Below are 23,586 nucleotides of genomic sequence, written 5' to 3' on the forward strand. Positions count from 1 at the left end.
GTCCCGGAGTCAGACTGGACAGTGTCCGGACTTCGAATCAGTACAGATGTACGATGATGCGCATGCATATACGCCGGGTCCCGTTCGACCACCCCGACGCCGTGAAGCTCAACGACGCCGTCCAGGCCGAGTACCACGTGCGCTACGGCGACGGCGGCGACGCCACCGTGCTCGCGCCCACGGACTTCGAGCCGCCGAACGGCGTGTACCTCATCGCCTACGACGAGGCGGGCCGGCCCGTCGCGACCGGCGGCTGGCGGCGCCAGGACGCCAACGGCGAGGGCAACGAGGACGGCGACGCCGAGCTCAAGCGCATGTACGTGATCGACGACATGCGCGGCCGCGGTCTCGCCCGGCGCGTCCTGGCCGCCCTGGAGGAGGACGCCCGCGCCGCCGGCCGCCTGCGCATGGTCCTGGAGACCGGCACCCAGCAGCCCGAGGCCATCGCCCTCTACAGCTCCAGCGGCTACGAACCGTGCGTCAAGTTCGGCTACTACCGCCACTACGAGGGCAGCCGGTGCTACGCGAAGCCGCTCAGCTCCTGAGGTAGGCGAGCACGGCGAGCACCCTGCGGTGCACGTCGTCCGCCGGTGGCAGGTCCAGCTTGGTCAGGATGGACCCGATGTGCTTGCCGACGGCCGCCTCCGACACCACCAGTTCCCGAGCGATCGCCCCGTTGGACTTCCCCTCCGCGACCAGCGCCAGCACCTCCCGCTCGCGCGGGGTGAGCCGGGCGAGCGGATCCCGGCGGCGGCGCAGCAGCTGTCGTACGACCTCCGGATCGACGACCGTGCCCCCGGCCGCGACCTCACGCAGGGCGTCCACGAACTCCTCGACCTGGCCGACCCGGTCCTTGAGCAGATAGCCGACGCCGGTTCCGTCGCCGGAGTCGAGCAGTTCGGCGGCATACGCCCGCTGTACGTACTGGCTGAGCACCAGCACCGGCAGCCCGGGCCGCTCCTCGCGCAGCCGTACGGCCGCGTGCAGCCCCTCGTCCTGGAACCCGGGCGGCATCCGTACGTCCGTCACGACGACGTCCGGCTCGTGCGCGGCGACCTCGGCGCGCAGCGCGTCGGCGTCGCCCACGGCGGCCACCACCTCGTACCCGAACCGGGTGAGCAGCGCGATGAGTCCGTCCCGCAGCAGCACGCTGTCCTCGGCGAGGACTACGCGGAGCGCTCGGCCCGCCCCGTCCTGGCCTCGTCCATCGGTTCTCCCCCCATTGGCCCGCAAGGCATCTCCACACGCAGCACGGTCGGTCCGCCCGGCGGGCTGGACAGCGCCAGTCTCCCATCGAGCACCGACACCCGGTCGGCGAGTCCGGTGAGGCCGCTGCCGCGGGCGCCGTCCGCGCCGCCGCGTCCGTCGTCGCGGACCTCGACCCGCAGCCGCCCCCGCTCATGGCGTCCCCGCACCCAGGCCCGCTCGGCGCCGCTGTGCCGGGCCACGTTGGCGAGGGCCTCGCAGACCACGAAGTACGCGGCGGCCTCCACCGACTCGGGCAGCCGCCCCGGCAGTTCTACGTCCACCTCGACCGGTACCGGCGAGCGGTCGGCGGCGTCGGCGACGGCGGCCTCCAGGCCGTAGTCGGCGAGGACCTTGGGATGGATGCCGTGGATCAGCTCGCGCAGTTCGGCGAGCGCCGCGCCCGCCTCCTCGTGGGCCTTGGTGAGTTGGTCGGCGAGCGGGCCGGGCGGGGCGTCGAGGCGGGCCAGGCCGAGGGTCATGGTGAGGGCCACGAGCCGCTGTTGGGCACCGTCGTGCAGATCCCGCTCGATCCGGCGCCGCTCCGCCTCGAACGCGTCGACCAACCGGATCCGGGAGCGGGTCAGTTCGACCACCCTCGCCCCCAACTCCCGCTCCGGCGGGGCGACCAGGAGCCGGGTCAGCGCGGCCCGTGCCCCGGCGGCGACGCCGAGGACGTACGCGCCCGCGGCCAGCAGCAGTACGCCGAGTGCGGCGGCGGCGAAGGCGGTCGGCCAGTCGGTGACCGTCCACTGCTTGAGCACCTTCGTCTCCTCGCCGTCGCCGACGGTGGCCATCAGGAGCGGGGTCGCGACGACCGACAGGGGCAGGAGCAGGGCGCCGGTGACCACGAGGGCCTCGGCCGGCCACAACAGGCAGGCCCACAGCAGGGCGTGGCCCAGTTCCCGCCAGGTCGCCTGCTCCCGCAGCCGGGTGGTGAGCCAGCTCCGAAGGCCGGGCGTGGCGGGTTCCGCGTGCGCTCCCCGCGCCGGCTCTCCGTCGACCAGTCGCAGCCGGCGCCGTTCCAGCGCGCCCACGGGCAGCCCGGCCAGCGCGGTGGCGACCAGCAGGGCCAGCCCCACGAGCACGACCGCCAGCACTCCGCCGGCGACGGCCAGGGCCACCAGCGCCACCAGCACGGCGACTCCGGCCACCACGCCCGTCAACAGGTAGGCGGCGGCGCGCCAGGGCCACGGCGACAGCAGGAAGGCCGGGCGGGACATGGCCTGCCACAGGGTGCGCGGGTGCATGCGGACCACCGTAGAAGGGCGGCCGGGGGCGGGCCATGGGTTCAGGGGGTGGGACGGAGGTATGCCTGGCCCTACCCCAAGTCTCGGTCCTGCCGCACTGATTGCGGACCGGGTCGCGGGGTTTCGTTGTGGCCATGAGAAGTCACGCCGCCCCGCCGCGGAACAGTCACGCCATCGAACTGCGCTCCGTGAGCCGGGCCCACGGCTCCGGCGACAGCCGCGTCATCGCGCTCGACCGGGTCTCCCTCGCGTTCCCGCGGGGCAGCTTCACCGCCGTCATGGGGCCGTCCGGCTCCGGGAAGTCGACCCTGCTCCAGTGTGCCGCCGGGCTCGACCGGCCCAGCTCCGGCTCCGTCCGCGTCGGCGACACGGAGCTGACGGGGCTGAGCGAGCGCGGGCTGACCCTGCTGCGCCGGGAGCGGATCGGCTTCGTGTTCCAGTCGTTCAACCTGCTGCCGTCCCTCACCGCCGAGCAGAACGTCGCCCTGCCGCTGCGGCTGGCCGGGCGGCGCCCCGCGAAGGCCGAGGTCCGTGAGGCACTGCGCCGGGTCGGGCTCGCCGACCGTGCCCGTCACCGGCCCTCCGAGCTCTCCGGCGGCCAGCAGCAGCGCGTGGCGCTCGCCCGGGCCCTGATCACCCGCCCGGAGGTCCTCTTCGGCGACGAACCGACCGGCGCGCTGGACACCCGGACCGGCCAGGACGTGCTGACCCTGCTGCGCGGCCTCGTCGACCGTGAGGGGCAGACGGTCGTGATGGTGACCCACGATCCGGTGGCCGCGTCGTTCGCGGACCGCGTGGTGTTCCTGGTCGACGGGCGGGTGGGCGGGGAGTTGGCGGGCGCGGGGGCGGAGGCGATCGCGGCGCGGATGGCGGAGGGACCGGCCCTCGCGTCGGGCGCTGCCCGGGAGGTCCCGTCGGACGCTGCCCGGGAGGTCCCGTCGGACGCTGCCCGGGAGGTCCCGTCGGACGCTGCCCGGGAGGTCGCGCCGGACGCTGCCCGGGAGGTCGCGCCGTGCTGAGCATCGCCCTGCGCACGCTGCGCGCCCGCTGGGTCACCTTCGTCGGCAGCTTCGTCGCGCTGTCGCTCGGTGTCGCGCTGATCGCCGTGATGGGGCTGGCGCTCGCCTCGTCCCAGGACGCGCCGGAACGCCGGCCGGAGCGGTTCGCGGCGGCCCCGGTCGTGATCGAGGGCCGGGACACCCTGCACGTCCCCACTCCGATCGGTGAGCGCACGTCGAGGCTGCCGCAGCCCCGGCCCGTCCCCCCGGCCGCCGTCGCCGCGCTGAAGAGGCTGGGCACGGTCACCGAGGACCGTTCGTTCCCCGTACGGGTCGAGGGCGGCCCCGGTGATCTGCTGGGCCACCCGTGGTCGGTAGCGCGGTTCGCCCCGTACGAACTCGGCGCGGGCCGTGCCCCGAGGGCGGCTGCTGAGGTCGTGACCACCGGTGGCTGGGCGTCCGTGGGTGAGCGGTTGCGTACCGCCCACGGCACGGTCCGGGTGGTCGGGACGGTCCCCGCGCGGGGTCTCGAGAACGCTGTGTTCTACGCGGACGCGCAGGCCGCCCGGCTCTCCCCGGTCAGTACGCGGCTCGTCGTGGACACGGCGGACGTCACCGCCGTACGCGCAGCCGTGAGGGGCAGCGACGGCGTGGGTGTCCTCACCGGTGGCTCCCGTCGCCTCGCGGACGCCGATCCCGATCGCGACGCCAGGTCCCTCACGGCGCTGAACGCCCTGTTCGGCACGGCGGGCGGGGTGACCGGGTTCGTGTCGGTGTTCGTCGTGGCCTCCACGTTCGCGTTCGCGGTGGCCCAGCGGCGCCGGGAGTTCGGCCTGCTGCGCACCGCGGGCGCCACGCCCGGCCAACTGCGCCGCATGGTCCTCGCGGAGGCGCTGTTCGTCGGCGTCCTCGCCTCGGCGGCGGGCTGTGTCCTCGGCGCGTACGGCGCCCCGGTGTTGGCAGGCCAGGTGGTCGACGGTGGTCTGGCCCCGGCCTGGTTCAGGATCGGCGACGCCGTGTGGCCGTACCACCTGGCGTTCTGGACGGGGCTGCTGGTGGCCCTGTGCGGTGCGGTCGCCGCGTCGTGGCGGGCGGGGCGGACGGGGCCGGCGCAGGCGTTGCGCGAGGCGTCCGTGGACCACGGCGCGCTGACCCGGGGCCGTCGGCTGTGCGGCGCGGCCCTGCTGGTCGCCGCCGTCGCGACCCTGGCCCACGCGCTGCTGACCGACCCGGGTGACCTGCTGCACCGCAAGACCTACGTCAGCCGCCCGATGCTCCTGATCACCGCGGTCGCGCTGCTCTCCCCGGCGCTGGTGCGCCCGCTGACCCGGCTGCTGGTGTGGCTGCCCGCCCGGCTGCCCGGCGCGCTCGGTCTGCTGGTCCGTGAGAACGCGGCGACCGGTGTCCGCCGTACCGCGGCCGTCGCGGCGCCCGTCCTCGTCACGGTGGCCCTCGCCGGCTCGCTGCTCGGGGCCACCGGGACGCTGAACGAGGCGCGGGCGCGGGAGGTGGCCCGCCAGGCGACGGCGGACTTCGTGGTGACCCCGGCTTCGGAGGGCTTCGACTCCGCGACGCTCACCCGCCTGCGGGGCACACGTGGTGCCGACGTCTCCGCCACCTCCCCGACCGCGGTCCACGTCCTGGAGGACGGTGTCGCCCTGGTCAAGTCCGAGGCGCGGGCGGCCGATCCGGGGCTGCTCGCCGCGACCGTACGGCTGCCGGTGACGGCGGGGCGGGTCGACGACCTGGACGACGACTCGATCGTGGTGAACGAGGAGTGGGCCCGGCACACGGTCGGGCAGCGGGTGGAGGTATGGCTCGGCGACGGTACGCGCAGGTCGCTGCGGATCGCCGCGGTGCTGGCCACCGGCACCGGTGACAACGGCGTCTACGTGACCCCTGCCAACGCGCTCGGCGCGCCGGTCGACCGGGTCGACGTGCGGGTGCGGGGCGGCGCGGACCGGGCCGCGGTGGCCACGGCGCTGCGCGAGGCGGCAGGGCAGCAGGGGCACGTCCTCACGAAGTCGCGGTGGGTGCGCTCGACTTACCCGGAGACCAACTCCACCACACGGCTGGGCCTGCTGCTGATCCTGGGTATCGCGCTGCTCTACACCGGCATCTCACTGGCCAACACCCTGGTCATGGCGACCTCCGACCGCGTCCGCGACTTCGCGGCCCTGCGTCTGGCAGGCGCCACCACGCCCCAGGTGCTGCGGCTGGTCGGCGCGGAGGCCCTGACGGTCGTCGCGGTCGGCGCGGTCCTGGGCGTGCTGGTGACGTTGCTCAACCTGCTCGGCATGGGCGCGGCACTCCGTCTGCTGTCCGCCCCGGCCCCGCTCGCCGTCCCCTGGCCGGCGCTCGGCGCGACCACCGCCGCGTGCGCCGTCCTCGCGCTCCTGTCGGCGACGGTTCCGGCGGCGCTCACCCAGCGTCGCGGCCGTCGTGTCTCCCCCTGACACGACGGAGCATGCTGCGTGGACCTGAGGGGATGTGAACCCCTGGCATGCCGAGCGCAACGGCACAAGGGGTTCAAAGCGTTGGCCTACGCATGCCTGTGCTTCGGTCTTGTCTGCGCTCTCACTCCGATCGGAGTTGTCGTCTGGGCGTCGTCCCTGTAGACGCAGGGGCAGGGATCTCTGGCCCTGTCGCCAAGGCGCCAGTTCCCCGCGAGCCGCGAGTGCTTCATGCCGTCCCGTAGTCTCGTAGATCCATACGACAAGGGGTGGGGGCGTTCACGCGATGGCGAAGCCGGTACGTGCAGCGGTCGGCGAGATATGGATCACTTGCCAGGTCTGCAAGGGGGACCTGTTCCGGGAGCGGGGTGTCCTGTTGAACAGCGCCGGCATGGAGTTCATGAAGTTGGCTTGGGCCGATGAGAAGGCCACTGGCCTTATCTGCTGGCGATGTGGGTACGTCCACCTCTTCGTCAACAGGGACATCAAACTTCACCAAGCGGACAAATAGCATAGATCGCCTGTCCGCGCTGCTCCGACGACCTGGACGCCATGGGCCGGCGTCTGCTCGGCTCCGCCTGGGTCGATGGCAGGCGGGACGGGAGCTCCCCGCGCACACGCTCCCGGAGATCTGCATCGCGGCTCTCCAGCGCAGGCAGAAGGAACGGGAGTTGGCCAAGCAGGCGGCCGGGCACTGCGCAAGCTGGGCAAGCACCTCGGGAAGCAAGATCCGGAGTAGTTGCTGTACTTCGCTGCTGTACGGAATGGCCAAAGCCCCGGTCGGGAATCCCGACCGGGGCTTTTGAGCTGCAGTGGACCTGAGGGGATTTGAACCCCTGGCCCCCTCGATGCGAACGAGGTGCGCTACCGGACTGCGCCACAGGCCCTTGCAACGAGTGAAACTCTAGCACCCCCGTCCGGGTGCTTGGAAATCCGTTCCGCGCCGACCAGGGGCGGAGCACCTGGCGGGCGCCGGGCGGGTGTCACTGTCACTCGTTGGCCGCGCGGGGCCGTTCGCCGTCCTCGTACTGGTCGAACAGGGGCGTGCGGCCGCGTTCGCGGGCCCGGCGGGCGGAGGCCGCGCGGCGGGCGTCGGTGCGGCCGTCCGCCGACGGCTTGTCCTCGGCGGACGGCGGCTCCCCGGGTTCCGTATGCGGCGCCTGAACCTCCGGCTCGGGAGCGACGGCACTCGACCGCGCCGAGCTCCACGCGTCCGGCGCGCCCAGGTCGACGTCGGAGGTGGCGCGCGGGGCGACCGGGGCGGTCACGTAGGTGGGCAGCGGGACCGGGACCGGCTCCCAGCTGTCTCCGTGGCCGGGCCGCCGCTGCCGTTCGCGCTGCTGGTCGACCCACTCGGCATGGTCGGTCTGCTCGACGAGGGCGCGCCGGTCGGCGGCGAGCGCCGACAGGCCGGGGTCCGTCTCCGGCTCAGGCCCCTCCTCGGGTTCGTCCACGACGTCGTCGGCGCCCGTGTCGAGGGTGGGGCGGCGGTGCGGCTGGCGGGCGCGCTCCCGCAGCCGCTGGGCGGCGACCTCGGCCCGGCGCCGGTCCATCTGGTAGGCGAAGCGACGGCGCTCCTGGGCGCGCAGATACGCGATGTACGTGCTGAGCATCACCGCGGGCACGCCCGGCGCCCACAGGAAGGCGAGGCCTCCGACGGCGGCGACGATCGCACCGAGTGTGAAGGCGAGGAAGAGCATCACAGTGGTGCGCCGACGGCGCGCGAGCACCTTGGAGCGCCGGGCGCGGGCCGCGTCCGCCTGTGCGGCGGCCGTGCGCCGGGGGGCGGGGACGCGCTTGCGTGCCGGTGCGGTGCCGGATCCGGCGGGCCGGCCGGTTTCCCCCGCGGCCGGCGCCGGGGACGGCGCCGGCCTGTGGGCCGGTCCGCGCGCGGCCCTGGCCGCCTGTTCCCGTTCCGGATCGTGTGCCGGTTCGGGCCGGCTCTGCTCCTGTGCCTGGACCGGCGCCTTCACCTGCGGACGGGTCGGAGGCACGGCGAAGGCCCGGACGTCCACCGAGTCGGTGACGGCGTCCGGCTTCCCGGCGTCCTGCTCCCCCTCCTCGGTGGAGCGCGCCCGCAGGTCCTTGGCGTATCGGCGCTCCATGCCCGCTCGTCCGGACAGGAGCCGGATGGCGGTGCTGAAGCGTTCCGTCGGACGGGCCTCGTTCAGCTCGTCCTGCCTACGGAGCCACATCGGCACCAAGTAGGCGGCCCAGGCCCCGACAATGACTGCGTAGATGAGGCCGCTGCTGCTCACGCCTCACACGGTAGAGGGGTTTGCGTGAGGCCATCCGCCAATTGAGCCGGTGTGTCGCACGATCTGGCTGATATTTCGAACTTTTTTTGTGACCGATGCGATCAGCAGGCTGCCGAGGGGGCGAATTCCATGCCACAAGATGGTCATCCGCCGATCAATATCGAACACTTATTCAATTACTTGCGCCGGGGGTGTTCTGCGAGTTCGAGGGGTGGGTGCGGCGCCAGCGGCTGAGCAGCCCTTCCGGCACCTCCTCCGCGGTGAGCGCGAAGACGAGGTGGTCGCGCCAGGCTCCGTCGATGTGGAGATAACGGGGGCGCAGGCCCTCCTCGCGGAATCCGAGTTTTTCCACGACCCGGCGGCTGGGCCCGTTCTCGGGCCGAATGCAGACCTCGATACGGTGCAGACCGACGGATCGGAAACAGTGGTCCACCACCAGCGCCACGGCCGTCGGCATGACCCCGCGGCCGGCCACCGACTCGTCCACCCAGTACCCGACGTGGCCCGAGCACATCGAGCCCCAGGTGATCCCGGCAACCGTCAACTGTCCCACCAGACGGCCCTGGTATTCGATGACGAACGGCAGCATCCGGCCCGCGTTCGCCTCGTTGCGCAGATGCCGGACCATCTGGCGGTAGGTCGGCCGGTGCGCGATCGGCCCGGCCGGCGTGGGCGGCGGGATGGTCGCCTCCCAGGGCCGCAGCCAGTCCCGGTTGCGCCGGTTGACCTCGCGCCAGGCCCGCTGGTCGCGCAGCTTTATCGGCCGGAGGAGGACATCGCCCTCCGCCAGTTCGACGGGCCAGGACGGGCTGTTCAGCTCGCACCCCCACTGCCGGTGCCGGGTCTGGGGTGGTCGCCGCCGCGCAGCTGGTCGACGGCGTGGACCAGCAGGGGCTCCAGGACGGCCAGCCCGTCCTTCACCCCGCCGGTGGAGCCCGGCAGATTGACGATCAGCGTTCCTCCCGCCACTCCCGCGAGGCCCCGCGAGAGGACCGCGGTCGGCACCTTCTCCCGACCGAACGCCCTGATGGCCTCGGCGATGCCCGGCACCTCGCGGTCGATCACCCGGCGGGTCGCCTCGGGGGTGCGGTCGGTGGGCGAGATGCCGGTGCCTCCGGTGGTGACGACCACGTCGTACCCGGCCTCGACGGCCGCACGCAGCGCGGCCTCCACGGGGTCGCCGTCCGGGACGACCTGCGGCCCCTCCACGGCGAACCCGAAGCGCCGGAGCCCCTCGGCGATCAGCGGGCCGCCCTTGTCCTCGTAGACCCCCGCGGCCGCCCGGTTGGAGGCGGTCACGACGAGTGCCCGGTACGGCACCGTGCTCATGCCCGGCTCCAGTCGCCCGACTTGCCGCCCGTCTTCTCCTCCACCCGCACGTCCGTGATGACCGCCCCCTTGTCGACCGCCTTGACCATGTCGATCACGGTGAGCGCGGCGACGGAGACCGCGGTGAGGGCCTCCATCTCGACACCCGTACGGTCCGTCGTCTTCACCGTGGCCAGGATCTCCACGGCGTCGTCCGCGACCGACAAATCCAGTTTCACACCGGACACCGACAGCGGGTGACACAGCGGGATCAGGTCCGGGGTGCGCTTGGCTCCCATGATTCCGGCGATCCGCGCGGTGGCGAGGGCGTCGCCCTTGGGTACGCCCTCCCCGCGCAGCAGCTCGACCACGCGGGGCGAGACCAGGACGCGTCCGCTGGCGCGGGCGGTGCGCGCGGTCACGTCCTTGTCGGAGACGTCGACCATGCGGGCCGCGCCCGCGTCGTCGATGTGCGTCAATCGATCCTGCGTACTCATGGCTGTGCGGCGCTCCCAGTCCAGGCCTGTTGTGCGCGCCACGGTACCCCCAACCAGGGGTGTCTAGCCGAGCAGGACCACCTCTACCTCGGCGCCCGGCTCGACCGACTCGACGTCCTCGGGGACCACGATCAGGGCGTCGGCGTGGGCGAGGGCGGCGACCAGGTGGGAGCCGGACCCGCCGACGGGGCGCACGGCGGCGTCCGCGTAGGTCCCGCGCAGGAACTGTCTGCGGCCCTTGGGGGAGGTCAGCGCCTTGTTCGCGGTGAGGGTCGCGCGCGTGGTGGGCCGGTGCACGTCCGTGAGCCCCATGAGGGTGCGGATCGCCGGACGGACGAACAGCTCGAAGGAGACGTACGACGACACGGGGTTGCCGGGCAGCGCCAGCAGTGGGGTGTGGTCGGGGCCGATGGAGCCGAAGCCCTGGGGCTTGCCCGGCTGCATGGCGAGCTTGCGGAACTCGATGCCGCTGCCCGCCTCGTCCTCGTCCCCGACGTGCGACAGCGCCTCCTTGACGACGTCGTACGCGCCGACGCTGACGCCGCCCGTGGTGACCACGAGGTCGGCGCGCACGAGCTGGTCCTCGATGGTGGAGCGGAGGGTCTCGGCGTCGTCGGCGACCGCGCCCACCCGGTAGGCGATGGCGCCGGCGTCCCGCGCGGCCGCGGTGAGGGCGAAGCTGTTGGAGTCGTAGATCTGGCCGGTGCCGAGCGCGTCGCCGGGCGGGACGAGTTCGCTGCCGGTGGACAGGACGACCACGCGCGGGCGCGGCCGCACCCGGACCGTGCCGCGGCCGATCGCGGCGAGCAGCGCGATCTGCGGCGGGCCGAGGACGGTGCCCGCCTCCAGGGCGCGGTCGCCGGCCTTCACGTCGCTGCCCTTGGCGCGCACATGCGCGCGTGCCTCGGCCGGGCGGTACACGCGCACCAGCCCGGAGGCGCCCTCGGGGGCGAGGCTGCGGGCGCGCATCCCGCTCACCGGGCCCTCGCCGAGGCCGCCGTCGGTCCACTCCACGGGGACTACGGTCTCGGCGCCGTCGGGCAGCGGGGCGCCGGTCATGATGCGGGCGGCCTGGCCCGGGCCGACGTGCAGCAGGCCGTTCCCGCCGGCCGCCACGTCCCCCACGACGTCCAGGACGGCCGGGAACTCCTCGCTCGCGCCGCCCACGTCCGCGACCCGCACCGCGTACCCGTCCATCGAGCTGTTGTCGAACGGGGGCAGCGAGAGGGGCACGGTGACGTCCTCGACGAGAACGCAGCCCTGGGCGTCGAGCAGCTGCAGTTCGATGGGCTCGAGGGGGCGGACGGTGGCGAGGATGTCCTCCAGGTGCTCGTCCACCGACCAGAGGTGGTCCTGACCCGTGGTGCGGGGCGCGGCGCTGCTCAACGTTGCTGCATCTCCTCGGTGACGTAACTGCGGAGCCAGGTCCGGAACTCCGGGCCCAGGTCTTCACGTTCGCACGCGAGTCTGACAATGGCACGCAGGTAGTCGCCACGGTCTCCGGTGTCATAGCGGCGGCCCTTGAAGACGACGCCGTGCACGGGACCGCCGACCTTCTCGTCGTCCGCGAGCCGCTGGAGGGCGTCGGTGAGCTGGATCTCGCCGCCGCGGCCCGGTTCGGTGGTGCGCAGGACACCGAAGATGCCCGGGTCCAGGACGTACCGGCCGATGATCGCGTAGTTCGACGGGGCGTCCGCGGGGTCCGGCTTCTCCACCAGGCCGCTCACCCGGACCACGTCGCCGTCCTCGGTCTCCTCGACGGCCGCGCAGCCGTAGAGGTGGATCTGCTCGGGCTCGACCTCCATGAGCGCGACGACACTGCCGCCGTGCCGCTCCTGGACCTCGATCATCCGCTGGAGCAGCGGGTCGCGCGGGTCGATCAGGTCGTCGCCGAGCAGAACCGCGAACGGCTCGTGGCCGACATGGGGGGCGGCGCACAGGACGGCGTGGCCGAGGCCGCGGGGGTCGCCCTGGCGGACGTAGTGCATGGTGGCGAGGTCGCTGGACTCCTGGACCTTGGCGAGCCGGCCGGCGTCGCCCTTCTTCTGCAGCGCCGACTCGAGCTCGTAGTTGCGGTCGAAGTGGTCCTCCAGGGGGCGCTTGTTGCGGCCCGTGATCATGAGGACGTCATCGAGACCGGCGGAGACGGCCTCCTCGACCACGTACTGGATCGCGGGCTTGTCGACGACCGGCAGCATCTCCTTGGGAGTGGCCTTGGTCGCCGGCAGGAACCGGGTGCCGAGGCCGGCCGCGGGAATGACAGCCTTGCTGATCCTGGGGTGCGACTGAGTCATGGCGGCAACCTTATCCGGTGCCTTTGCAGCGATTCTGTGGCTCCGGTTAATTGACCCTCATATGAGCGCATTGGAATGATAAGGGAGCAACAGGTGAGCCACTTCGGACCTGCGGCCGAGCCTGACAAGCGGATATTGCGGCGAGAGCTCCTCCAGGTGAGGGGCAGGTTGACGGCGGATGTCGTGCGAGCGGCGGCCACCCGGCTGGCCGAGCGTGCGCTGGAGCTGCCCGAGGTGGCGCACGCGCGCACGGTGGCGGCGTACGTCTCCGTGGGGAGCGAACCCGGGACGCTCGCGCTCCTGGACACGCTGCGCGCGCGGGACGTACGCGTCCTGCTGCCCGTGCTCCTGCCGGACCACGACCTCGACTGGGGCGTGTACGACGGTGCGGGCTCCCTGGAGCGGGTCCAACACGGCGGGAAGATGGCCCTCTTGGAGCCGGCCGGCGAGCGGCTCGGCCCGGACGCCGTGACCGGCGCCGACGTCGTGCTGCTGCCGGGGCTCGCCGTCGACCCGCGCGGGATGCGTCTGGGGCGCGGCGGAGGGTCGTACGACCGTGTCCTCGCGCGTCTGGAACGGGCTGGGGCGCGAACCGCGTTGGTGGTGCTGCTGTACGACTCGGAGGTCGTCGAGCGCGTCCCGGAGGAGCCGCACGACCGGCCGGTGCGGGCGGTGGTGACGCCCTCGGGGGTGCGCCGTTTCGGGTCGGCGTGACTGCTCCGCCCGGATGGGACGGAGCGGAACGGAAGGGGCCCTCCACGCGCGCGTGGAGGGCCCCTTCCGCATCAGTCGCCGCTCACGGCTTCAGCACGAGCGTGTCGCTGGTGCTCTTGTCGACCGCCTCGTCCGTGAAGGACCAGTCCAGCAGCTCGCCATCGGCCCACTTGTCCGTCTGGTCGGTGTAGTGGGCGCTGTAGGCGTGGCCGGAGGCGCCGGTGAGGTTGATCCACTTCGACTTGTCGAGGTCGTCGAGGTTGACCACCATCCGCATCGACGGCACCCACACGACGCCGTAACCGCCGGCCGCGTTCCAGCCGGTCGCGTTGACCGTCGCCTCGCCGCCGCTGAGCTTCCACGGGCCGCGGTTGAGCACGTACTGCAGGAAGCCGGGGCCCTCGGTGCCCAGGGTCTGGTTCTTCAGGAACAGCCGGTGCAGCCGGCCCCAGCTCCAGGTGTCGATGTCCTTGCCGAGCTTGGCGGTCAGCTCCCAGCGGGCGTCGATCATGGCGCGCTTGAACAGCTGGTCACGGTTGGTGGCCTCGGGGCGGGTGCCCACCTCGGGCGTCTTCCACCAGTCGCTGTTCTCGTCCGCCATGAGGTTGCGCACGACCTCGAACCAGCGGTCGCCGCCGTCCGGCTGTGCCTGGTCGGCGTCGCGCTCACCGCACTCGCGCACCTCCCCCGTGGACCCGTCGACCGGGCCGGTGCTGTCGACCTTCTTGACCCACAGGCACTGGCCCTTGACGCGCAGCTCCTTGGGGAGCTTGTTGCCGAAGGCGAGCTTGAGGATGTTGCGCCAGACCGCGTTGAAGTAGGCGGCCGCCGCCGAGTCGGCGTCCTGGGTGTAGTCCCAGCCCTCCAGGAGCTTCTGCGCCTCGCGGACGCCCTTGGCGTCGTCGACGTCGATCTTCAGCAGCTTGGGCACGAGCATCTTGGCGATCTCGCTGCTGTTGTCGAGCTGCATCTGGCGCATGTCGTCGGTGGAGATCTTGCCGCCGCCCTTGATCTTCGACTCGATCAGGTCGGTGATGCGCTGGCTGCGGGTGCCGTAGCCCCAGTCCGTGGTGAGCGTGTAGGGGTACTTGTCCTTGTCGATCACGGCCTGGTTGGCGGTGACGATGTAGCCGCGCTTCGGGTTGTACTCGTAGGGCAGCTCGTCCTGGTCGATGTAGCCGGTCCAGCGGTACTTCGAGTCCCAGCCCGGCGCCGGGATCGAACCGGTGTCGCCCTTCGCGCGCGTGGGGATCTTCCCGGGCAGGGTGTAGCCGATGTTGTCCTTGGTGTCGGCGTAGACCAGGTTCTGCGACGGCACGTCGAACAGCGCGGCGGCGTCGCGGAAGCCCTTGAAGTCGCCCGCCTTGTCCATCGCGAAGACGGCGTCCATGGAGGTGCCCGGCTGCAGTGCCGTCCAGCGCAGCGCGACGGCGTAGCCGTCGCCGCGGTCGGGTGCGGCGGTGTCGACGCCGGCCTTCTTGCCGACCTTCACGAGTTCGTCGTCGCGGTCGGACAGCAGGGGCATGCCGTCGGTGGCCTGCCGGACGACGATCTTCTTGGAGGCTCCGCCGGCGACCTTGATGGTCTCCTCGCGGCTCGTGAAGGGCTTGACCTTGCCGTCGTAGAGGTAGCCGTCGCCGGACAGCTTCTCCAGGTAGAGGTCGGTGACGTCGACGCCGGAGTTGGTCATGCCCCAGGCGATGTTCTGGTTGTGTCCGATGACCACACCGGGCATGCCGGCGAACGTGTAGCCGCTGACGTCGTACTGGCACTTGCTGGAGACGGTGCGGCAGTGCAGGCCCATCTGGTACCAGACGGACGGCAGCGAGGCCGACAGGTGCGGGTCGTTGGCCAGCAACGGCTTGCCGCTGATGGTGTACTTCCCGGCCACCACCCACGAGTTGGAGCCGATGCCGTTGCCGTTCACGCCGACGGCGTCGGGGACGTTCTCCAGGACGTCGTAGAGGCCCGAGAGCTGGCTCTGGAGCGCCGAGGAGGTACCGGTCGCACCGGAAGTGCCCGAGGTGCCCGTGCCGCTCGTGCCGGTCCCGCTCGTCCCGGAGGTCCCGCTCGTGCCGGACGTCCCACTGGTCCCGCTGGAGTCGCCGCTCGCCTCGAAGGTCTTGGTGAGCTCGTCGTACTGGCCCTGCTGGACGATCGTCTGGTTGCGGCCGTACGGGTACTCGGGGTACAGGTCGGCGATCTGCTTGGGGCCGAGGCGGCTGGTCATCAGGGCGCGGTCGATCTCGTCCTGCATGTTGCCGCGCAGGTCCCAGGCCATCGCCTTCAGCCACGCCACGGAGTCGACCGGGGTCCACTCGGTGGGCTTGTAGTCGTTGCTGAAGCCCAGGGCGGCGTACTCCAGCGAGACGTCCTTGCCGTTCTTGCCCTTGAGGTAGGCGTTGACTCCCTTGGAGTAAGCCTGGAGGTACTTCTTGGTGGAGGGCGACAGCTTCTTGTCGTACTCCTCCTTGGCGACGCGGTCCCAGCCCAGGGTGCGCAGGAACTCGTCGTTCTTGACCTGGCCCTTGCCGAACATTTCGGACAAGCGGCCGGAGGTCATGTGCCGACGCACGTCCATCTCGTAGAACCGGTCCTGCGCCTGGACGTAGCCCTGCGCCATGAACAGGTCCTCGTCGGAGGAGGCGTAGATCTGCGGGATCCCGTAGCCGTCACGCTTCACGTCGACCGGTCCGGACAGGCCGTCGAGAGTGATCGAACCCTTGGTCTGGGGGAAGGAGGCACGGACGGTGCTGATCGACCAGTAGGCCCCGTACGCGATGCCCCCGATGATGGCCAGTACCAGGACGAGGACGATCAGACGGGCTTTGCGCCCCTTTTTCCTGCCGGACTTGCCGGGCTTGTGACCCGTTGAGGCGGTGGTGTTGGGGGGCATCGCTGTCCTTGCTGTCCTTACGCGAGCGGCAGGCGGGCTATGACTTCGAATGAGCGCTGGAGCAACCATAGGCGCAGGGCCCCGTGCCACTTGACGCGGAGTCGGGAACCGACGCGGACGGACGTTCGATCTTGCCCGGCGGAGTGTCAAGAAATCGTCAAGAGTTAGGTAAGGTAACGAAGTAGTTGGGTGCCGGGGGCCTCGACTTCGTGTCCTATGTACATGAGCGTTCACGCGCGTGTGTGCCATGCGTGAACCAGGGAAGGGAACGGCCGCTGACTGTCCACCACCTCAACCAGCTTCTGCTCGTCTGCTCGCTCGTCCTGCTCGTCGCCGTGGCAGCGGTCCGGATCTCCTCGCGCAGCGGGCTCCCCAGCCTGCTCGTCTACCTGGGCATCGGCGTCCTCATGGGCCAGGACGGCATCGGCGACATCCACTTCGACAACGCCGAGATGACCCAGGTCATCGGATACGCGGCCCTGGTCGTGATCCTGGCCGAGGGCGGTCTGGGCACGAAGTGGAAGGAGATCAAACCGGTCCTGCCGGTCGCCTCCGCACTCGCGCTGGTCGGGGTCGGGATCAGCGTCGCGGTCACCGCCGCGGGCGCGCACTATCTGGTCGGGCTCGAGTGGCGGCAGGCGTTCATCATCGGAGCGGTGGTCTCCTCGACGGATGCCGCGGCGGTCTTCTCGGTGCTGCGGAAGGTCCCCCTCCCCGCGCGCGTGACCGGCACGTTGGAGGCCGAGTCCGGCTTCAACGACGCCCCCGTGGTCATCCTGGTGGTCGCCTTCTCCATGGCAGGTCCGGTCGAACACTGGTACGTGCTGGTGGGCGAGATAGCGCTGGAGCTGGCCATCGGCGCGGCCATCGGTCTCGCGGTGGGCTGGCTGGGCGCCTGGGGCCTCAGGCACGTCGCCCTGCCCGCCTCCGGCCTCTACCCCATCGCCGTCATGGCCATCGCGGTGACGGCCTACGCGGCGGGCGCGATGGCGCACGGCAGCGGCTTCCTGGGCGTGTACCTCGCCTCCATGGTCATGGGCAACGCGAAGCTGCCGCACTGGCCCGCCACGCGCGGGTTCGCCGACGGGCTCGGCTGGATCGCCCAGATCGGCATGTTCGTGCTGCTCGGCCTGCTGGTCACCCCGCACGAGCTGGGTGACGACGTGTGGCCCGCACTGGTCATCGGCCTGGTGCTGACCATGGTGGCCCGCCCCCTGAGCGTGGTGTTCTGCCTGGTGCCGTTCCGGCTGCCGTGGCAGGAGCAGGCCCTCATGTCGTGGGCCGGGCTGCGCGGCGCCGTGCCCATCATCCTGGCGACCATCCCCATGGTGGAGGGCGTCGACGCCAGCCGCCGGATCTTCAACATCGTCTTCGTGCTGGTCGTCGTCTACACCCTGATCCAGGGGCCGACCCTGCCGTGGCTCGCCCGCGAGCTGCGCCTCGGCAAGGAGCCCGAGGCCGCCGACCTGGGCATCGAGTCGGCGCCCCTGGAGCGGCTGCGCGGACATCTGCTGTCCGTGGCCATCCCCGAGGGCTCGAAGATGCACGGCGTCGAGGTCCACGAGCTGCGCCTGCCGGCCGGGGCCGCGGTCACCCTCGTCGTCCGCGATGGAAAATCGTTCGTCCCGCTGCCGACGACCGTGCTGCGGCGCGGTGACGAGTTGCTCGTGGTCGCCACGGACCCCGTCCGGGACGCGGCCGAGCGCCGGCTGCGCGCGGTGGGCCGCGGCGGAAAGCTGGCGGGATGGCTGGGGATGAACGGGGCGGAGACGCGCTGAGATGCACTGAGACGCACTGAGACGCACTGAGACGCACTGAGACGCACTGAGACGCACTGAGGGATGCTCGGGCGAGGCTCGTCAAGGACGCGTTTCGTACGGTTCGCACCTCCGGTAATCCCAGGCGGGCGTGGCCATGGTGCTCATTTTCACAGGTGTACGGGGCGGTGATCCGTATACGATGAAGGCGCACCTTGATCGAACCAACTCTGCCTGACGCAGAGCTGGCGCGACCGTATGGCGGCCGGACCACCCCGACGGGGCGCCGGCATCTACCGCAGTTCCGCGCAAGAGGACAGCTCTCGGCGCTCCCGTGCACCGGGACCGCGCTACCAGGTGGCAGAAAGGCACGGCCGTGGCATCCACGGTCACCACCGAGGCGGCGGGGAACTCGTCGGCCTCCTCCCGCCCGGGATACGGGCAGTTGCTGCGCACCCGCGGCGCCTGGACGTTCCTGCTGCCGGGCTTCGCCGCGCGCCAGCCGTTCGCGATGCTCACCATCTCCATCGTGCTGCTCGTCCAGCACACCACCGGTTCCTACGGCGCCGCCGGCGCGGCCGCGGCGGTCACCGGTGTCTCCATGGCGCTGTTCGCGCCCTACAGCGGCCGCCTCGCCGACCGCTACGGCCAGCGCGCGGTGCTGGTCCCGGGCGTGCTGGTGCACACGCTGGCAGGTCTCACCCTGACGGCGCTGGCCCTGGCGCACGCCCCGCTGTGGGCACTGTTCGCGGCGGCCGTCCCCACCGGCGCCTCGGTACCGCAGATCGGGCCCATGGTGCGCGCCCGCTGGGGCGTGACGCTGAAGGACTCGCCCCTGATGACCACGGCGGCCGCTTTCGAGTCCGTCACCGACGAGCTGACCTTCGTCGTCGGCCCGCTCCTCGCGACCGCCCTGTGCACGGCCGTCACCCCGGCCGCGGGCCTGGTGACGGAGGCCATGCTGACCCTGGTCGGCGGGCTGCTGTTCGCCGCGCGGAAGAGCACGCAGCCCGCCGTCACCGCCGACGGCCACGCGCGCGTGGAGCACGTCTCCGCCCTGCGCGTGCCGGGCGTGCGCGTGCTCGCCGTGACGTTCCTCGGCATCGGTTCCGTCTTCGGCGGCATGCAGGTCTCGCTGGCCGCGTTCACCGAGTCGATCGGCCGACCCGGCCTCAACGGCGTCCTCTACGGGATCTTCGCCGCGGGCAACATGCTCTCCGGCCTCGTCTGCGGCGCCGTCGCCTGGAAGGCGGCCCCGCGACACCGGCTGCTCGTCGGATACACCGCCCTCGCGGTGACCGCGTCCGGCCTGTGGGCCGCGCACTCGGTGCTCGTCCTCGCCGGACTCGGCCTCCTGGTCGGCATGTGCATCGCGCCCGCCCTGATCACCGGCTACACCCTGGTGGAGAACCTGGTCCCGGCCGGGGCCCGTACCGAGGCCTTCACCTGGCTGACCGGAGCGGTGGCGCTGGGCCAGGCGGCCGCGGTCACCGTCGCCGGGCAGCTGGAGGACCGCTTCTGGGGCGGCGCCGGGTTCCTGGTCCCGACGGGCGGCACGCTGCTGGCCCTGGCGACCCTGCTGGCACTGCGATCGCGGCTGGTCACACCGCCCCGGACGCGCACGGTCGCACGTGGCGTCGGTCACCGCGAGCCGGTGGCAGTGGACTGATTCTCAGGAATACGTCACTATGGAGCCTCGTTAGCACTCATTGAGTGAGAGTGCCAGGAGGAGACAGTGCCCACCTACCAGTACCAGTGCACCGAGTGCGGCGAGGGCCTCGAGGCGGTGCAGAAGTTCACCGACGACGCCCTGACCGAGTGCCCCAATTGCGGTGGCCGCCTCAAGAAGGTGTTTTCCGCGGTCGGCATTGTCTTCAAGGGATCCGGCTTCTACCGCAACGACAGCCGCGGCTCCTCGTCGAGCAGCGCGCCGGCGTCCAAGTCGTCGTCGGAGTCGAAGTCCTCGGACTCCAAGTCCTCGGACTCCAAGTCCTCGGACTCCAAGGCGTCGGGGTCGAAGTCGTCGGACTCGAAGTCGTCCGGGGCCGGCACCTCGTCCAGCAGCAGCTCCGCCGCGTAGGACCGCTCAAGGACAGACCTGCTCAGGACCCTGCCGTCGTAGGACGGCGGGGTCCTCGGCGTCTGTGAAGTCGTTCTCCAGTTCGGTCTTCGGCGGCTAGTGTGCTGGTCATGGCGAACGCAGAGATCGGTGTAATCGGCGGCTCCGGCTTCTACTCGTTCCTCGAGGACGTGACGGAGATCCAAGTGGACACCCCCTACGGGGCTCCCAGTGACTCCCTCTTCCTCGGCGAGGTCGCCGGCCGCCGGGTCGCCTTCCTGCCCCGGCACGGACGCGGTCACCATCTGCCGCCGCATCGCATCAACTACCGCGCCAACCTGTGGGCACTGCGCTCCGTCGGCGTCCGCCAGGTGCTCGGCCCGTGCGCGGTGGGCGGTCTGCGTCCCGAGTACGGACCGGGCACACTCCTGGTCCCGGACCAGCTGGTCGACCGTACGAAGTCCCGGACCGGGACGTTCTTCGACGGCATGCCGCTGCCCGGCGGCAACGTGCCGAACGTGGTCCACGTGTCCCTCGCCGACCCCTACTGCCCCACCGGCCGGGCGGCCGCGCTGAAGGCGGCGTGTGGCCGGGACTGGGAGCCGGTGGACGGCGGCACGCTGGCCGTGATCGAAGGGCCGCGGTTCTCCACCCGTGCCGAGTCGGTATGGCACCAGGCCCAGGGCTGGTCGGTGGTGGGCATGACCGGTCACCCGGAGGCCGCGCTCGCCCGTGAGCTCGAGCTCTGCTACACCTCCCTGACCCTCGTCACCGACCTGGACGCGGGCGCCGAGACCGGTGAGGGCGTCTCGCACGACGAGGTCCTGCGGGTGTTCGCCGCGAACGTCGACCGGCTGCGGGGTGTCCTCTTCGACGCGGTGGCCGCGCTGCCGTCGACCGAGGAACGGGACTGCCTGTGCGTGAACGCGCTGGGCGGGATGGATCCAGGGTTCGAGTTTCCGTAGGGCCTGAGCAGGGCTGACGCGGGCTACAGGAAACCGGAACGACTCGTTCGGGTGAGGGAGTTGTCCACAACCCGTCGGTAGTCCACGCGTCTCGGCGGGCGGCGGCGCGAAGCCTCATCGTGGGCTTCGCAGGCCGTTCCCTCGTCCCAGGCGGTGATTCCCGTGCCCCTCACTCCCTCTCCCTCTTACGCCCCCTCCCCCTACCCCTCCCTCTTCTCATCCCCTGCCGCCTCGCCCGCCGTACGTCCGCCCGGTGCCGAGGCTCCCGCCACCTGCGAGGTGCCGCACTTCGCCCCGGTGCGGGTGCGCGGCGGGCGGCAGCGGATTCGACGGCTGCTGGGGAACCGGCGGCGAGCCGTGGCGGCCGGGCTCGCCCTGACCGCCGCCGCGCTCGTCGCGGCGGGGCCGACGGAACGGGGAGAGGCGGACCGGGCCCGTGGGCATCCGGAATCACAGCCTCCGACGCACACCGCCTCGCTCGCGGGTGACCGCGCGCCCGAGCGCCGTGCCGTTGAGATGGTGACCGCACCGGTGCGCATCGCCGACGCCGCCACGGTCCGGCTGTTGCGGTCCGGGGACCGGGTCGACGTCATCGCCGCCGGTCAGACGGCGACGGGCGGCGACGCCCAAGTGGTCGCCCACGGGGCGCTGGTGACGAAGGTGCCGGAGGCCGCGGACAGCGCCGCCGGCGACGGGGCGCTCGTCGTGCTCTCGGTGCCACGTGCCACGGCGGCCCGCCTGGTCGGCGCCGGCGCCACGGCCCGGTTGGCGGTGACGCTGTGCTGAGGCTCTGGTTTTGGACACGGCCTCGACAGTCGTACGTAGGTTGCGGAACTGTTTGTTCCCGATCCCCTGTCCATGCGTGCGAGGAGTGTCCCCGAGGTGGCCGACAAGAAGAAGGATCCGAACATCCTGCAGGGCTTCAAGGCCTTCCTGATGCGCGGGAACGTCGTCGATCTGGCAGTAGCGGTGGTCATCGGCGCCGCCTTCACCAACATCGTCAACTCGGTGGTGAAGGGTGTGATCAACCCGCTGGTCGGAGCGATCGGCACGAAGAACCTCGACGGCTACAGCTCGTGTCTGGAATCCCCGTGCAAGGTGGCGGCGGACGGCACGGTCACGAAGGGCGTCCCGATCCTGTGGGGCAGCGTCCTCGGCGCCACGCTGACGTTCGTGATCACCGCGGCGGTCGTCTACTTCCTGATGGTGCTGCCGATGTCCAAGTACCTGGCGCGGCTGGAGACCCGCAGGAAGGCGAAGGAGGGCACACACGAGGTCATCGAGGTGACCGAGCTGGAAGTGCTGAAGGAGATCCGCGACGCGCTGGTCGCCCAGCGCGGGCCGGGTCAGGACCAGCGGTAGCGCGAGCGCCTCACAGGTGGTGGGGCGGCTTCTCGTCGAGGAAGCGCTTGAGGTCGGCGGCGCTGTCACCGTCCGGCCTCGGCCGCTCGCCCCAGCCCCGGTCGGTGTCGTCCGAGGACTGCGCGTCCAGCGGGTCGTCGAAGATCAGCGCGGCCTTCGGGTCGCGCGGCTCGGGGGTGGGAGCGGTACTCATGGCACCAGGGTACGGCGCCGTGATCCCCGGCAATCCGATCACGAGCGTTCGCCCCGGTTGTCTGCTGTGCTGGACCCATGACGTCCAGCCCCGCCCCCTCGTCCGGCGCGCCCGCGCACCACACCCCGCTGCGCCGGCTCACCGCGCGCGGCCGCGGCGAGGCGCACCGGGTGGCCTCGCCGCTGGAGCTCTTCTTCGACCTGTGCTTCGTGGTGGCCATCGCGCAGGCGGGCGCCGAGTTGGTGCACGCCGTGGCGGAGGGGCACGCGGGCCAGGGCATCCTCGACTACGCGATGGTCTTCTTCGCCATCTGGTGGGCGTGGATGAACTTCACCTGGTTCGCCTCCGCCTACGACAACGACGACGTCCTCTACCGGGTCGTCACCCTGATCCAGATCGCCGGCGTGCTGGTGCTCGCGGCCGGTGTGTCCCGTGCCTTCGAGCGGCACGACTTCCTCGTCGTCTGGCTCGGCTACGTGATCATGCGGCTGGCGATGTCCGCCCAGTGGCTGCGGGCCGCGCGGTCCGCGCAGGACGAGGAGCGGACGGCGGCGCGACGGTACGCGGTCGGCGTGCTGCTGTGCCAGATCGGCTGGCTGGGGCTGGTCGTCCTGCCGGAACCGGCCCGGGCCTGGGTGTTCCTCGTGATGGTGGTCCTGGAACTGTGCGTGCCGGTGTACGCGGAGAAGGACTTCTCGACCTCCTGGCATCCGCACCACATCGCCGAGAGGTACGGGCTGTTCACGATCATCGTGCTCGGCGAGACGATCGCCGCGGCCACGGTGGCCGTGAAGTCGGCGGTGGACGAGCACGACGCGCTGGACGAGCTGCTGCCGATCGCCGCGGGCGGTCTGCTGATCGTGTTCTCCGCCTGGTGGATCTACTTCGCGGTGCCGATCCACGGGCATCTGCGCTCCAACGCGCAGGCGTTCCTGTGGGGATACGGCCACTATCCGATCTTCGCCTCGGCGGCCGCGATCGGCGCCGGCCTGGAGGTGGCGGTCGAGGAGACGGTCGGTCAGGCGCACCTGTCCACTTTGGCCGCGTCGGCTGCCGTGACCCTGCCGACGGCGCTGTTCCTGCTGACCCTGTGGGCCCTGCACGCCCGCCACTTCAAGAGGGGCATCAGGCAGCAGCTGGTGTTGCCGGTGGCGGTGCTGCTGGTGATCTGCTGCACCTTCCTGGGGGACTGGGCGGTGCTCGCGGCGGGTGTGGTGTCCGCGCTGGCGGTGGTCGCGGGAGAGACGCTGCGGGCCCGCACGGACGCAGCACCGCACAAGGCGAGGGCGACCGCTCCGGCGGCGTGACGCCCAGCGGTGCGGTGCGGCGCGGGAGAC

Annotated in this window: 21 protein-coding genes and 1 tRNA gene; 11 read left to right on the plus strand and 11 right to left on the minus strand. The window is 71.6% G+C overall.

Annotation, left to right across the window (positions count from 1 at the left end):
* Positions 1–62 precede the first annotated feature (62 nt).
* On the plus strand, positions 63–545 hold the full coding sequence (locus tag IG99_RS38730) for a GNAT family N-acetyltransferase (RefSeq protein ID WP_037682756.1): 483 nt from the start codon (positions 63–65) through the stop codon (positions 543–545).
* Here the strand turns inward: IG99_RS38730 and IG99_RS38735 are convergent.
* Complete coding sequence (locus IG99_RS38735; protein WP_037682758.1) at positions 535–1,149, minus strand: LuxR C-terminal-related transcriptional regulator; 615 nt, start codon at positions 1,147–1,149, stop codon at positions 535–537. The two genes, IG99_RS38730 and IG99_RS38735, sit on opposite strands and share 11 nt — an antisense overlap.
* Before the next feature lie 17 nt (positions 1,150–1,166).
* The gene (locus tag IG99_RS38740) at positions 1,167–2,495 is read right to left on the minus strand and encodes a sensor histidine kinase (protein ID WP_037682839.1); all 1,329 of its coding nucleotides are present in this window, start codon (positions 2,493–2,495) and stop codon (positions 1,167–1,169) included.
* 134 nt (positions 2,496–2,629) lie between these two features.
* Here IG99_RS38740 and IG99_RS38745 point away from each other — a divergent pair, with 134 nt between their 5' ends.
* Both IG99_RS38745 and IG99_RS38750 read left to right on the plus strand, forming a co-directional pair.
* A complete protein-coding gene (locus IG99_RS38745; protein WP_078948173.1) occupies positions 2,630–3,514 on the plus strand; it encodes an ABC transporter ATP-binding protein in 885 nt (294 codons plus the stop codon).
* A complete protein-coding gene (locus IG99_RS38750) occupies positions 3,508–5,949 on the plus strand; it encodes an FtsX-like permease family protein (RefSeq protein ID WP_037682761.1) in 2,442 nt (813 codons plus the stop codon). The genes IG99_RS38745 and IG99_RS38750 overlap by 7 nt, the downstream gene beginning before the upstream one ends.
* An 810-nt stretch (positions 5,950–6,759) precedes the next feature.
* Here IG99_RS38750 and IG99_RS38760 read toward each other — a convergent pair.
* The 7 genes from IG99_RS38760 to galU form a co-directional block, all read right to left on the minus strand.
* A tRNA-Ala gene (locus IG99_RS38760) sits at positions 6,760–6,833 on the minus strand.
* 102 nt (positions 6,834–6,935) lie between these two features.
* Positions 6,936–8,204: a divisome protein SepX/GlpR gene (gene sepX, locus IG99_RS38765; RefSeq protein WP_037682763.1), complete on the minus strand. Its 1,269-nt coding sequence runs from the start codon at positions 8,202–8,204 to the stop codon at positions 6,936–6,938.
* A 172-nt stretch (positions 8,205–8,376) separates the two neighbouring features.
* Positions 8,377–9,021: a GNAT family N-acetyltransferase gene (locus tag IG99_RS38770; RefSeq protein ID WP_037682765.1), complete on the minus strand. Its 645-nt coding sequence runs from the start codon at positions 9,019–9,021 to the stop codon at positions 8,377–8,379.
* The gene (locus IG99_RS38775; protein WP_199815704.1) at positions 9,018–9,533 is read right to left on the minus strand and encodes a MogA/MoaB family molybdenum cofactor biosynthesis protein; all 516 of its coding nucleotides are present in this window, start codon (positions 9,531–9,533) and stop codon (positions 9,018–9,020) included. Before IG99_RS38775 ends, IG99_RS38770 begins: the two co-directional genes overlap by 4 nt.
* The gene (moaC, locus tag IG99_RS38780) at positions 9,530–10,009 is read right to left on the minus strand and encodes a cyclic pyranopterin monophosphate synthase MoaC (protein ID WP_037682767.1); all 480 of its coding nucleotides are present in this window, start codon (positions 10,007–10,009) and stop codon (positions 9,530–9,532) included. Before moaC ends, IG99_RS38775 begins: the two co-directional genes overlap by 4 nt.
* Positions 10,010–10,072: 63 nt before the next feature.
* A complete protein-coding gene (gene glp / locus IG99_RS38785; RefSeq protein WP_037682771.1) occupies positions 10,073–11,395 on the minus strand; it encodes a molybdotransferase-like divisome protein Glp in 1,323 nt (440 codons plus the stop codon).
* Entirely contained in the window at positions 11,392–12,303 is a 912-nt protein-coding gene (gene galU / locus IG99_RS38790) for a UTP--glucose-1-phosphate uridylyltransferase GalU (protein WP_037682773.1), read from the minus strand. The genes glp and galU overlap by 4 nt, the downstream gene beginning before the upstream one ends.
* A gap of 75 nt (positions 12,304–12,378) precedes the next feature.
* On the opposite strand from galU, the gene IG99_RS38795 reads away from it, so the two are divergent.
* A complete protein-coding gene (locus IG99_RS38795; RefSeq protein ID WP_078948174.1) occupies positions 12,379–13,017 on the plus strand; it encodes a 5-formyltetrahydrofolate cyclo-ligase in 639 nt (212 codons plus the stop codon).
* Between the two features lie 82 nt (positions 13,018–13,099).
* On the opposite strand, the gene IG99_RS38800 is transcribed toward IG99_RS38795, so the two are convergent.
* The gene (locus tag IG99_RS38800) at positions 13,100–15,913 is read right to left on the minus strand and encodes a penicillin acylase family protein (RefSeq protein WP_037682777.1); all 2,814 of its coding nucleotides are present in this window, start codon (positions 15,911–15,913) and stop codon (positions 13,100–13,102) included.
* 251 nt (positions 15,914–16,164) lie between these two features.
* On the opposite strand from IG99_RS38800, the gene IG99_RS38805 reads away from it, so the two are divergent.
* The 6 genes from IG99_RS38805 (at position 16,165) to mscL (ending at position 22,056) form a co-directional block, all read left to right on the plus strand.
* Positions 16,165–17,691: a potassium/proton antiporter gene (locus IG99_RS38805; protein ID WP_107056133.1), complete on the plus strand. Its 1,527-nt coding sequence runs from the start codon at positions 16,165–16,167 to the stop codon at positions 17,689–17,691.
* Between the two features lie 355 nt (positions 17,692–18,046).
* Positions 18,047–19,339: an MFS transporter gene (locus IG99_RS38810; protein ID WP_037682783.1), complete on the plus strand. Its 1,293-nt coding sequence runs from the start codon at positions 18,047–18,049 to the stop codon at positions 19,337–19,339.
* A 66-nt stretch (positions 19,340–19,405) separates the two neighbouring features.
* The gene (locus tag IG99_RS38815) at positions 19,406–19,750 is read left to right on the plus strand and encodes an FmdB family zinc ribbon protein (protein WP_037682785.1); all 345 of its coding nucleotides are present in this window, start codon (positions 19,406–19,408) and stop codon (positions 19,748–19,750) included.
* Between the two features lie 110 nt (positions 19,751–19,860).
* A complete protein-coding gene (locus IG99_RS38820; RefSeq protein WP_037682788.1) occupies positions 19,861–20,694 on the plus strand; it encodes an S-methyl-5'-thioadenosine phosphorylase in 834 nt (277 codons plus the stop codon).
* A 162-nt stretch (positions 20,695–20,856) separates the two neighbouring features.
* Complete coding sequence (locus tag IG99_RS38825; protein WP_078948175.1) at positions 20,857–21,480, plus strand: CpaB family protein; 624 nt, start codon at positions 20,857–20,859, stop codon at positions 21,478–21,480.
* 72 nt (positions 21,481–21,552) lie between these two features.
* Positions 21,553–22,056, plus strand: a complete 504-nt coding sequence (mscL, locus tag IG99_RS38830) for a large conductance mechanosensitive channel protein MscL (protein WP_037682792.1) — start codon at positions 21,553–21,555, stop codon at positions 22,054–22,056.
* A gap of 10 nt (positions 22,057–22,066) precedes the next feature.
* Here mscL and IG99_RS38835 read toward each other — a convergent pair whose 3' ends face one another.
* A complete protein-coding gene (locus IG99_RS38835; RefSeq protein ID WP_037682794.1) occupies positions 22,067–22,249 on the minus strand; it encodes a hypothetical protein in 183 nt (60 codons plus the stop codon).
* Positions 22,250–22,326: 77 nt separating this feature from the next.
* Between IG99_RS38835 and IG99_RS38840 the strand changes: the two genes are divergently transcribed.
* On the plus strand, positions 22,327–23,556 hold the full coding sequence (locus IG99_RS38840; protein ID WP_037682795.1) for a low temperature requirement protein A: 1,230 nt from the start codon (positions 22,327–22,329) through the stop codon (positions 23,554–23,556).
* The last annotated feature ends 30 nt before the right edge of the window (positions 23,557–23,586 follow it).

Source organism: Streptomyces griseus subsp. griseus, from assembly GCF_000720255.1.
Classification (GTDB): domain Bacteria; phylum Actinomycetota; class Actinomycetes; order Streptomycetales; family Streptomycetaceae; genus Streptomyces; species Streptomyces griseus_I.

What these genes read in the sequence shown, in the direction of transcription:
- IG99_RS38740 (WP_037682839.1), bottom strand. Translation starts at nt 2,495, where the DNA reads ATGCACCCGCGCACCCTGTGGCAGGCCATGTCCCGCCCGGCCTTCCTG.
- IG99_RS38745 (WP_078948173.1), top strand. Translation starts at nt 2,630, where the DNA reads ATGAGAAGTCACGCCGCCCCGCCGCGGAACAGTCACGCCATCGAACTG.
- galU (WP_037682773.1), bottom strand. Translation starts at nt 12,303, where the DNA reads ATGACTCAGTCGCACCCCAGGATCAGCAAGGCTGTCATTCCCGCGGCC.
- IG99_RS38835 (WP_037682794.1), bottom strand. Translation starts at nt 22,249, where the DNA reads ATGAGTACCGCTCCCACCCCCGAGCCGCGCGACCCGAAGGCCGCGCTG.
- IG99_RS38800 (WP_037682777.1), bottom strand. Translation starts at nt 15,913, where the DNA reads ATGCCCCCCAACACCACCGCCTCAACGGGTCACAAGCCCGGCAAGTCC.
- IG99_RS38840 (WP_037682795.1), top strand. Translation starts at nt 22,327, where the DNA reads ATGACGTCCAGCCCCGCCCCCTCGTCCGGCGCGCCCGCGCACCACACC.
- moaC (WP_037682767.1), bottom strand. Translation starts at nt 10,009, where the DNA reads ATGAGTACGCAGGATCGATTGACGCACATCGACGACGCGGGCGCGGCC.
- IG99_RS38795 (WP_078948174.1), top strand. Translation starts at nt 12,379, where the DNA reads ATGATAAGGGAGCAACAGGTGAGCCACTTCGGACCTGCGGCCGAGCCT.
- IG99_RS38820 (WP_037682788.1), top strand. Translation starts at nt 19,861, where the DNA reads ATGGCGAACGCAGAGATCGGTGTAATCGGCGGCTCCGGCTTCTACTCG.
- IG99_RS38775 (WP_199815704.1), bottom strand. Translation starts at nt 9,533, where the DNA reads ATGAGCACGGTGCCGTACCGGGCACTCGTCGTGACCGCCTCCAACCGG.
- IG99_RS38730 (WP_037682756.1), top strand. Translation starts at nt 63, where the DNA reads ATGCATATACGCCGGGTCCCGTTCGACCACCCCGACGCCGTGAAGCTC.
- mscL (WP_037682792.1), top strand. Translation starts at nt 21,553, where the DNA reads ATGCGTGCGAGGAGTGTCCCCGAGGTGGCCGACAAGAAGAAGGATCCG.